The sequence below is a fragment of the Aliivibrio sifiae genome (genome assembly GCF_002954715.1).
Lineage (GTDB): Bacteria > Pseudomonadota > Gammaproteobacteria > Enterobacterales > Vibrionaceae > Aliivibrio > Aliivibrio sifiae.
In genome coordinates, this window is the sequence record NZ_MSCP01000002.1 from 678,253 (window position 1) to 688,883 (window position 10,631).

The following is a 10,631-nucleotide window of genomic DNA, read 5'->3' on the forward strand; positions in this document are numbered from 1 at the left end:
TAACGGATTTGCTAAACCAAGACACAATATTGAATGTGATTAAGAACAAGCTTTACTTTATATAGAGCACAGCTTTCCAGATTATTATATTTCCTCTGCTATTACTGGCTACGGGAGATATAGACAAAATTTGCTTGGCGACCATAGCGTTATGGACCCACCTGATCCCATGCCGAACTCAGAAGTGAAACGTAATAGCGCCGATGGTAGTGTGGGGTTTCCCCATGTGAGAGTAGGACATCGCCAGGCTTGAATTTGGTTTTACTTTTCTAAAGTAAAATAAGACAAAGTTAAGTCATTAAAATAACTACAGGGGTGTAGCTCCAACTGGCAGAGCAGCGGATTCCAAATCCGCGTGTTGGGAGTTCGAATCTCTCCACCCCTGCCATATTAAAGAAGGCCCATATCGAAAGATATGGGCCTTTTTACTATCAGTGGTTTGAGAAAAGAGCCGCGGATTCCCCCACCATAAGAACACGCGTGTTGGGAGTTCGGATTTCTCCACCCTTGCCATATTAAAGAAGGCCCATATCGAAAGATATGGGCTTTTTTGCTATCAGTGGTTTGAGAAAAGAGCCGCGGATTCCCCCACCATAAGAACACGCGTGTTGGGAGTTCGAATCTCTCCACCCCTGCCATATTAAAGAAGGCTCATATCGAAAGATATGGGCCTTTTTACTGTTTGTAGCTTGAGAAAAGAATCATGAGTTACCCTTTATAAGAAATGCTATATCGAAAACGATGAGCTTTTTCTTTTCAAATGCCGTCAATTTGTTAGAATATCGCGCATATTTAAAGGAGAGTAATACAATGTCAATGTATGTAGTGGGCCATAAAATCCCAGATTCAGATTCAATTTGTGGTGCAATCGCACTTGCTTACTTAAAAAATCAAATTGGCGAAGCAGCTATTCCAGCTCGTTTAGGTGAACTTTCTCCTGAAACAGCATTCATCCTTGATAAGTTTGGTTTAGAGTCTCCAGAATTTAAAACTAGTTATGCTGGTGAAGAAGTTTATATTGTTGACCATTCTGAGTTGACTCAAGCACCTGACGATATTGCAGAAGCGACAATTGTAGGTATCGTAGATCATCATAAACTAGGTGATTTGACGACTTCAACACCATTAGAATGCTGGATCCGTCCTGTTGGTTGTAGTAATACGATCATTAAGATGATGTACGATTTCTATAATGTTGAAATCCCTAAAAACATTGCAGGTATTATGTTATGTGCAATACTAAGTGATACAGTAATTTTTAAATCACCAACATGTACAACTGCTGATATTAAATGTGTTGAAGCACTAGCAGAGATCGCTGGTATCGAAGATTTTAAAGCATTAGGTATGGAAATGTTTAAAGTGAAATCAGCAGTTGAAGGCACAGCTGTACGTGACCTTGTTATGCGTGATTTTAAAGACTTTAACATGAATGGTGAGCTTGTTGGTATTGGCCAACTTGAAGTTATCGATCTTTCTGTATTTGATGCAATTAAAGCTGAATTAGAAGCTGATATTGCTGCAATGAAAGTGGAAGGTAACCGTCATACTATGATCTTGCTTTTAACTGATATCATGAAAGAGGGCTCAGAGCTATTAGTTGTAAGTGATAATGATGAACTTACAGCTAAAGCTTATGGTAAAGCGACTGAAAATGGCCGAGTTTGGCTTGATGGTGTTCTTAGCCGTAAGAAACAAGTCGTTCCTCAACTACAAGTAGTATTTGCGTAATAGCAGAAATACAAAATTAAAAAAAAGCCCGTACAAATGTATGGGCTTTTTTTATAAGGATTAGATAGCAGCTTCACTTTGAGGTGATTTTATCACGAGCCACATCCCATCTTTTTTGACAACTCCGCAATCTGAGCAGATCACTGTTTTTTGATTCTCTGAAATGAGCAATTCATCAGAAAGGCAGTTCGGACATTCATTAATTTCATTCATGTCATATTCCTTAATCGGCAGTATATATAATGTTTATTATCTCTTTATTATTTTGTATTCAATACTAATCTAACGGCTGATTTAAATCGGTTCAATTAGTGAGATAACCATAAATATATTACAAGAAACATGTCGTATTGTTTGTGTGAAAGTTTAGTTTTGTGAACTGACAGCAAATCTTTGCTGTCAGTAATAGGAAGAGAGTATCTGAAGAAGGTAGATTGTTTTTAACGTGGAAGTTTTAGTCGTAGAGTGCGTTTTTTCCAACTTCTAACGACTGAGTATCGCCAAAGTCCACGAATGCCAAAATAACCGATAAGAGCAGAAACAACGGCACAAATAGCGCAACCAAGAAGAAATGGAGGACCAATCGTCGACATTTGTGAACCAATGAATTCCCATGATAATTCAAAGTGGAAATGTTGTGCGGGTGTTGATAATACCCAAGCTCCAATCTTATACGCGCCATAAAATAACACGGGCATAGTAACAGGGTTACTAACCCATACTAATGCAATCGATAATGGCAGATTTACACTACACAAAATGGCTAACCCAGCAGCCATAATCATTTGACTAGGAAGAGGGACGAAAGCCATAAATAAACCGACAGCAAACGCGCCAGCTGCAGAGCGGCGGTTCAAACACCATAAATTTGGGTTATACAATACATTGCCGAATACTTTTAATGCTTTTTGGCGTTTAATTGTTTCGTGGTTTGGTAAAAAACGTTTAATGAATTTTCTTGGCATGAGTTAATGCTTCTTTTTAATGACATACGCATAAAGATCGTAGTCGTAATTCTTATTCTTTTGTCGTCAGCCTATTGGCCAACAAACCTGCCGTCGTTTGCATTTTTACTGTGTGTTTTTAGTTATTTAATAACACTAAAATATTCCCAAGCTAAATTAATACAAGGCATCCTGCTGGGGTTAATCATCACATCCTCACACATAACTTACTATAAAAGTGTAAACAAACTACTTTATAGTCAGGGGCATGATATTACCATCAAAGGTGAAATTCAAAGTCTAATTGCATTTAAAGAAAGAACATCTTCAATTTTAGTGCAAGTTCGTGATATTGACACTTCTCCTATTAAGTTTTATCAATCGCCCTTACTAAGGCTTTCGATTCGAGATTTTAAAAAGTCTTTAGAAAAAGAAATACCCAAAGCTCTTTTTAAGCAAGGTGAATTATGGGAATTTACTGTCAAACTGAGACCTCCGATAGGTCGACATAATGAAGTCGGCTATAAACTTGAAGATTACGCTCTAGCCAAAAGAATCCACTCATATGGTAAAATTACTAATGCAACGTTGATTGATAATTCTTCTTCGATTAGAAACCAGTGGTTTCTTAATGTCTATGATCGTACTTTGAAGCAAGAGTTTCAATCATTACTTTTAGCGTTAACCTTTGGTTACAAAGGTGATATAGATGCAAATGAGTGGAAAGTATTAAGGAACTCAGGTTTAGCTCATTTAATGGCAATATCAGGTCTTCATATTGGTTTTGTCTTTGCTATTGGTTGGTGGTTAGGAAAGATAGCTAGAAGCTTTTTGTCTTACCGAGTTACCGTCTGGTTGCCTGTTATTACTGGTTGTTTACTCGCTACTTTTTATGCATGGCTTGCGGATTTCTCTTTACCTACAATAAGAGCATTGATTGCCTGTCTTTTAGTATCATTAGTTTTGATTCTTCGTTGGAAGTGGCCTAAGCATTTATTATTTCTATGGTGCTTATTGTTATGCCTTGTTATTAATCCCTTTTCAGCATTATCTATGAGTTTTTGGCTTTCGTTTAGCGCTGTATCTGTGGTTCTTTTATCATTGTATTTTTACCAACGATTCTTTATTAATAAATCTCGTCCATTTATGGAGAAACTGCGTCAGGTGGTTTTTATCCAGTGTGGGCTCTTTGTGTTATTAGCACCGATACAGGCTTACTTTTTTTCTGGAGTCAGTTTTTTATCACCAATAATTAATTTAGTCTCTGTTCCTTGGGTTAGCTTGCTCACTGTTCCTTTAAGCTTACTTGCTGTTCTCTCTGGGCAAGTAAATTATTCTATTTCAGAACTCTCTTGGAGTTTAGCTAATTGGTCATTAACTCCAATATGGTGGTTGGCAGAAAAAGCAGATCAGTCATGGTTCGTATTGTCTCATCATACGAATAGCATTCTTATTATTATCATTGGTTTGATTGGTGTCAGAATCATCTTTCCTGTGAAATATTTCTTTCAACCTTTTGTATTTTTATTACTGTGTTCAGTCTTGATTAAACCAGAGAAAAAATGGCAAGTTGATTTTCTGGATGTCGGGCATGGCTTATCAGTACTATTATCAAACCAAGGACATACCGTCATTTATGATACAGGTATGAAATGGAGCAATGGCAGTATTGCTGAAAGTGTTATTGAACCCATTTTATATTCTCGTGGGGTTAAGTCGATTAATGGTTTGATTGTTAGTCATTCAGACAATGATCATGCAGGTGGAAAAACATACTTAACTGATGTATTCAATCCAGCATGGATTAGAACTAGCGAGATAAGGGTAAACGATAAATATTGTATTAAAGGTGAACAATGGCGGGAGGGAGAGATGTTATTTACCGTGATCTGGCCTCCAAAGAGAGTAAAACGAGCTTATAATCCTCATTCGTGTGTGATCAAAGTTAAGGTTGAACAATGGACTTTTTTATTAACTGGTGACATTGATGCTATTTCAGAAATGTTGATACTAAATCAAAATGACTTTGATGATGTAGATGTTTTTCTCGTTCCTCATCATGGTTCAAATAGTTCTTCAACAATTCGTTGGGCTGAAGAGATGAAAGGGAAGGTTGCTGTAGTGTCCACGGGAAGGTTTACTCCTTGGAATTTACCAAATAGAGAAATAAAAGAAAGGTATAAAGAAAAAGGGATAAAATGGTTAGATACTGCTCAATTAGGTCAGATCAATATTACAAGTGACCAAAATAATTTGGTGATTAAAGGTTATTCACTGCTCAATCACAATGTCTGGTACAGAAAGCTATTTGGCGATAATCTAAATTCAGAGTAGAATAAAGGTAATTGTATATGAAGAATAAGTACTTATGACTATTGAAAAAGACGAATCTACATGGGTAACATTTAAACGTTTATGGCCATTAATCTCTCTCTATAAAGCCGGACTATGGGTAGCTATTGTTGCTCTGGTTGTTAATGCCTTAAGTGACACTTACATGATTTCGCTATTGAAGCCATTATTAGATGAAGGTTTTGGCAGTGCAGATTCAGACTTCTTAAAGAAAATGCCATTTATTATTTTAGCTATGATGTTTATTCGTGGTCTTAGTGGTTTTATTTCTGGTTATTGCATGAGTTGGGTCGCGAGTAACGTAGTAATGCGAATTCGCCGTCAAATATTTAATCATTTTATGCATATGCCAGTAAGTTACTTTGATCAAGAATCTACAGGTCGCTTACTCTCTCGTATTACCTATGATTCAGAACAAGTTGCTTCTGCAACCAGTAAAGCGTTAGTTAATATTGTCCGTGAATCGGCAAGTATTATTGGTTTACTTGGTCTTATGTTTTGGAATAGTTGGCAGCTATCTTTAGTGCTTATTATAGTCGCCCCCGTTGTTGCCTTTGCTATTAGTTTTGTTTCTAAACGCTTTAGAAAGATCAGTAAGAGTATGCAAACAGCAATGGGTTCATTGACAGCAACGTCTGAACAAATGCTGAAAGGCCATAAAGTAGTATTAAGTTATGGTGGTCATAAAGTTGAATCAGAGCGTTTTGATAACATCAGTAATCACATGCGTCAACAAGGAATGAAAATGGTGGTTGCTCAAGGCTTAGCAAATCCAATCATTCAAATGATCGCATCTCTCGCATTAGTAACGGTATTATTCTTAGCAAGTGTTGACTCAATTAAAGAAACATTAACCCCAGGTACATTTACCGTTGTATTTTCTGCTATGTTTGGCTTACTTCGCCCATTAAAATCGTTAACCGGTGTGACGTCTGATTTCCAACGAGGTATGGCAGCTTGTCAAACTTTGTTCGAATTAATGGATATGGATAAAGAAAAAGACGATGGCGTGATTACTAAAGAAAAAGTTGATGGTGAAATTAAAGTTGAAAATGTAACGTTTACTTATCCAACGGCGGAAGGTCCTGCGTTACGAAATATTAGTTTTGATATCCCAAGTGGAAAGACAGTTGCATTAGTTGGTCGTTCAGGTTCAGGTAAAAGTACCATTGCGAATCTATTTACCCGTTTTTACGATGTTGACTCGGGTACAATATCGTTAGATGGTGATAAAGTTGAAGACTATAAACTTCCTAACCTTCGTAAACACTTTGCGTTAGTATCTCAAAATGTGCATTTATTTAATGATACGGTAGCAAATAATATTTCTTATGCTTCAGAGGGTAAGTTTACTCGTGAAGAGATAGAAAAAGCGGCTGAACTTGCTTATGCCTCTGACTTCATTAATAAAATGGAGCAGGGTTTTGACACCATGATAGGTGAAAACGGCGCAAGTTTATCAGGCGGACAACGTCAACGTATCGCTATTGCTCGTGCTCTATTGCAAAATGCATCTGTATTAATCCTTGATGAAGCAACATCAGCGTTAGATACGGAATCAGAGAAAGCGATTCAATCAGCATTGGATGAGCTGCAAAAAGACAAAACCGTATTAGTTATTGCACACCGTTTATCTACAATTGAAAGTGCGGATCAGATACTTGTCATCGATGAAGGTGAAGTTGTTGAGCGTGGAACACATGCTGAACTAATTGCACATGATGGTGCTTATGCACAGTTACACCGCATTCAGTTTGGTGATTAATGATTGAGAAAATTTGGTTTGATAACCATTTTCTAGGAAAACTTTTGTGGCCAATATTATGGCCACTAAGTTGCTTATTTAAGTGGTTGGCTTCAAAACGAAAAGCGGATTATCAATCTGGTAAGAAAGAGAGTTATCGTTCTTCTGTTCCTGTTGTCGTAGTAGGAAATATTACGGCGGGTGGTAATGGAAAAACACCTGTTGTGGTATGGCTAGTTGAACAACTTCAATTACAAGGTTACAGAGTTGGTGTTGCTTCTCGCGGTTATGGCGGTAAAGCTCCGCATTATCCTTTTTTACTTACTGATACAACTACACCTGATATTTCAGGTGATGAGCCAGTATTGATAAAGCAGCGTACCAAGGCGGATGTTGTTGTTGCGCCTGTTCGTAGTGATGCAGTAAAAATGCTTGAAGCACAAGGTGTTGATATTATTATTACTGATGATGGCCTACAACACTATGCACTACAACGTGATATTGAATTCATTATTATTGACGGTAAGCGCCGTTTTGGTAATGGAAATTACATTCCGTTAGGGCCATTAAGAGAGGGAGTAGATCGTTTATCAACGGTTGATTTCTTAATTTGTAATGGAGAAATACCAAAAGATAATGAAATATCGATGAAGCTTGAGCCTAATGAAGCTATTAATCTAATTACAGGTGAAAGGCGTGTTATTTCTTCATTATCGAACTTGGTTGCGTTTGCTGGTATTGGTCATCCTCCGCGTTTTTTTGATACGTTAAAATCATTAAAAGCCGACGTGGTTCACACTCAAGGCTTTGGTGATCATAAAGCGTTTGAACCAACAGAAATTGAAAATTTAATGCAGTATGGCGAGCAATTAATTATGACAGAGAAAGACGCAGTTAAGTGTCAGTCCTTTGCTCAATCGTCATGGTGGTATTTACCTGTTGATGCCAAATTCCCAGAAGAAAAGGCACAACAAATATTAGATAAAATTATAGAGGTAAAAGAACAATATGGATTATCGTCTTCTTGAAATCGTTGCTTGTCCTGTGTGTAATGGAAAACTGAACTACGATAAAGATAAGCAAGAATTGATCTGTAAAATTGATCGTCTTGCATACCCAATCAAAGAAGGTATTCCTGTAATGCTTGAGCCTGAAGCTCGTCGTATGACAATGGAAGAGGTAGAGCTATGTCGTTCACAGTCATAATTCCTGCTCGCTATCAATCAACACGCTTACCAGGTAAACCGCTGGCTGATATTTGTGGTAAACCGATGATTCAATGGGTTTATGAAAAAGCATCAAAAGCTGGTGCTGATCGTGTTATCGTAGCAACTGATGATCCTCGTATTGAAGCCGTAGTTAAAAGCTTTGGTGGTGATGTATGTATGACTTCTCCAAACCATGAGTCAGGTACAGAACGTCTTGCTGAAGTGATTGAAAAGTGTGGTATTACCGCTGATGAGATCGTTGTTAATGTTCAAGGTGATGAGCCTTTGATCCCACCGAGTATCATTCAGCAAGTAGCACAAAACTTAGCAGATTCTATTGCTCCTATGGCAACGCTAGCGGTAGCTATTGATGAAGAAGATGATGTCTTTAACCCAAATGCTGTAAAAGTAGTTACTGATGCTGAAGGGTACGCCCTGTACTTTAGTCGAGCTTCGATCCCATGGGATCGTGATGCGTTTGCACAAGGTGAATCACTAACTGCGAACCCATTACTTCGTCATATTGGTATCTATGCGTATCGTGCAGGTTTCATTAATACGTATATTAATTGGCAACCAAGCGTACTTGAAAAAATCGAATGCCTAGAGCAACTGCGTGTGCTTTGGTACGGTGAGAAAATTCATGTAGCAGTTGCAAAAGAGGCACCGGCTGCTGGGGTTGATACACCTGAAGATTTAGAAAAAGTGAGATCTATCATTTTAAGTAATACTCATTCGGATAAATGATTGTAATTATCCTAAAGTAAGTAAAAATAATCAGATACTTATCGATACGTATAAAAAAGCACGAACCTAATTTGGGTTCGTGCTTTTTTATATCAATAGTTTAAAGCTGCTATTTGCCTTTCGGTAATGGTAGAGATTCTGTTATATCATCTACTTTATCCATAACGTCTTCAAACTCAATTTTGTTTGTTTCTTGTGCTTGTTCTTCTCTTGCCATTAAAAGATCTTTAAGATCCATAAACCAGCGACCCATTTGCTCATACCAAAATCGTTCAGATTGTTCTAAATACTTCGCTTTTGGTGCATATTTTTCCCACGGTTGTTTAATTTGTGAGTGCGCTAAGTAATTTGTTGGTGCTGGTGTTGGTGCTAGCCCTAAATTGTGGAACTCTTTCATTGCTCTTGGCATGTGACTAGCAGAAGTGACAAGGACTAAATTGCTTTTACCTACTGAATTAAGGGTTTGAATCGCCTCTTCGTGAGTATCTCGAGCATTTTCTAATAAAAGAATATCTGATTTATTTACACCAAGAGAAAGGGCTACACGGGCCATCATACGCGCATGGCTTACCGTTGTTCCACCATTGTAACCTGATAAGATTAATTTCGCTCCAGGATACATACGGTAGATACGGATCCCTTCTGTTAGCCTCATAACAGCTGCACGAGATAATTCGGAAATGGGAGAAATTTCATCATCAACAACATGACCGTTCCCTAAAACCAAAACATATTCAACAGGCACATCAGGTGCGATGAATGAGGGGTACATGCGCTCAGTTGTTGTTAATAATGGGGCAGTGATTGGCTGAAAAGACAGCATGAAAATCCCCACAAGAGACAATGTTAGTAAAAAAGAGGCAAATCCTTTCCTTTTTGAAAACCATAAAATGAATAGACCGATGAACCCAATTAGGAGTAATCCAGGCAAGGGCATCAGCATTGATGATACAAACTTCTTTAACTCAAACATATTTTTTGACTATTACCGCTGATATAGAATGAAAAACCACCACTTGAGAGCAAAAAACAGCGTCATGCTGTTACTTCCTTGAGCTCTTATGCGACAATGCTTGTTTCCAATAGATAATATCATAACTTAACCACTGTGAATAAAGACCGTAATTTCGACGACATCGCCCACAAATTTGCTAAGAACATTTATGGTTCTGACAAAGGCGAGATCCGTCAAACTATTGTATGGCAAGATATGGAAACCATCTTAGCTAATAGTAAAGCAAGTTCTGCGCCACTTACTGTATTAGATGCTGGTGGGGGGATTGGCCAAGTATCTCAACAAATTGCCCAGTTAGGACATTTCGTTACTTTATGTGATATTTCTTCAGAAATGTTGAAGTTAGCGGAAGAGTCTGTGAAAGACAATGGTTTACTGTCCCAATACCAATTTATTCATTCTGCTGTACAACAAATTGAACAACACGAAGTGGGTAAGGTTGATATTCTACTCTTTCATGCTGTCATGGAATGGTTAGAAGATCCGAAAGCTGCATTGGATATTTTATTAGAACAAGTAAAACCGGATGGGTATGCCTCGATTATGTTTTATAATCATCACGGTTTAGTATTGAAAAATGTGATTTGTGGCAATATTCCTCATGTTTTAGATGGCATGCCACATAGAAAACGGTTTAAGTTACAACCACAAAAAGGCTTAATGCCAAATGAGGTTTACCAGTGGATTGAAGACGCTGGTTATGAAATTCAAGGAAAGTCGGGTATTCGCTCATTTCATGATTACATCGGTAACATGGAATACATGGGAGACTATCAAATCGAAGACGTGCTTAAACTAGAAGAGCAGTTATGCCGTCAAGAACCTTATCTCTCTCTTGGTCGTTATATTCACGTATGGGCGAAGAGAAAATAATAATGATGTACACAAAG

The 10,631-nt window shown here is 37.7% G+C and carries 10 protein-coding genes, 1 tRNA gene and 1 rRNA gene; 9 read left to right on the plus strand and 3 right to left on the minus strand.

What is annotated here, in order from left to right; genetic code table 11:
• Positions 1-133 precede the first annotated feature (133 nt).
• The 3 genes from rrf (at position 134) to BTO23_RS14225 (ending at position 1,731) form a co-directional block, all read left to right on the plus strand.
• A 5S ribosomal RNA gene (gene rrf, locus BTO23_RS14215) occupies positions 134-249 on the plus strand.
• 62 nt (positions 250-311) lie between these two features.
• Positions 312-388 (plus strand) — tRNA-Trp (locus BTO23_RS14220).
• 422 nt (positions 389-810) lie between these two features.
• On the plus strand, positions 811-1,731 hold the full coding sequence (locus BTO23_RS14225; protein WP_105063837.1) for a manganese-dependent inorganic pyrophosphatase: 921 nt from the start codon (positions 811-813) through the stop codon (positions 1,729-1,731).
• A gap of 60 nt (positions 1,732-1,791) precedes the next feature.
• Here BTO23_RS14225 and BTO23_RS14230 read toward each other — a convergent pair whose 3' ends face one another.
• Together BTO23_RS14230 and BTO23_RS14235 are read right to left on the minus strand one after the other, a co-directional pair.
• A complete protein-coding gene (locus BTO23_RS14230; RefSeq protein ID WP_060993858.1) occupies positions 1,792-1,944 on the minus strand; it encodes a nonsense-mediated mRNA decay protein NMD3 family protein in 153 nt (50 codons plus the stop codon).
• 227 nt (positions 1,945-2,171) lie between these two features.
• Entirely contained in the window at positions 2,172-2,696 is a 525-nt protein-coding gene (locus BTO23_RS14235; RefSeq protein WP_061005445.1) for a DUF2062 domain-containing protein, read from the minus strand.
• 6 nt (positions 2,697-2,702) lie between these two features.
• On the opposite strand from BTO23_RS14235, the gene BTO23_RS14240 reads away from it, so the two are divergent.
• Genes BTO23_RS14240 through kdsB form a run of 5 tightly spaced genes read left to right on the plus strand, consistent with a single transcriptional unit; the run spans position 2,703 to position 8,726 of the window.
• Positions 2,703-5,009 carry a DNA internalization-related competence protein ComEC/Rec2 gene (locus tag BTO23_RS14240; protein ID WP_105063838.1) on the plus strand — a complete coding sequence of 769 codons (2,307 nt, stop codon included), beginning with the start codon at positions 2,703-2,705 and terminating at the stop codon, positions 5,007-5,009.
• 34 nt (positions 5,010-5,043) lie between these two features.
• Complete coding sequence (msbA, locus tag BTO23_RS14245) at positions 5,044-6,792, plus strand: lipid A ABC transporter ATP-binding protein/permease MsbA (RefSeq protein WP_060993856.1); 1,749 nt, start codon at positions 5,044-5,046, stop codon at positions 6,790-6,792.
• Entirely contained in the window at positions 6,792-7,799 is a 1,008-nt protein-coding gene (gene lpxK / locus BTO23_RS14250) for a tetraacyldisaccharide 4'-kinase (protein WP_061005444.1), read from the plus strand. The genes msbA and lpxK overlap by 1 nt, the downstream gene beginning before the upstream one ends.
• Entirely contained in the window at positions 7,780-7,977 is a 198-nt protein-coding gene (locus tag BTO23_RS14255) for a Trm112 family protein (protein WP_060993854.1), read from the plus strand. The genes lpxK and BTO23_RS14255 overlap by 20 nt, the downstream gene beginning before the upstream one ends.
• The gene (gene kdsB / locus BTO23_RS14260) at positions 7,959-8,726 is read left to right on the plus strand and encodes a 3-deoxy-manno-octulosonate cytidylyltransferase (protein WP_105063839.1); all 768 of its coding nucleotides are present in this window, start codon (positions 7,959-7,961) and stop codon (positions 8,724-8,726) included. The genes BTO23_RS14255 and kdsB overlap by 19 nt, the downstream gene beginning before the upstream one ends.
• 109 nt (positions 8,727-8,835) lie before the next feature.
• Here the strand turns inward: kdsB and elyC are convergent, their stop codons facing one another.
• Entirely contained in the window at positions 8,836-9,699 is an 864-nt protein-coding gene (gene elyC / locus BTO23_RS14265; protein WP_061005442.1) for an envelope biogenesis factor ElyC, read from the minus strand.
• Positions 9,700-9,834: 135 nt separating this feature from the next.
• Here elyC and cmoM point away from each other — a divergent pair, with 135 nt between their 5' ends.
• Positions 9,835-10,614 carry a tRNA uridine 5-oxyacetic acid(34) methyltransferase CmoM gene (gene cmoM, locus BTO23_RS14270; RefSeq protein WP_061013809.1) on the plus strand — a complete coding sequence of 260 codons (780 nt, stop codon included), beginning with the start codon at positions 9,835-9,837 and terminating at the stop codon, positions 10,612-10,614.
• The last annotated feature ends 17 nt before the right edge of the window (positions 10,615-10,631 follow it).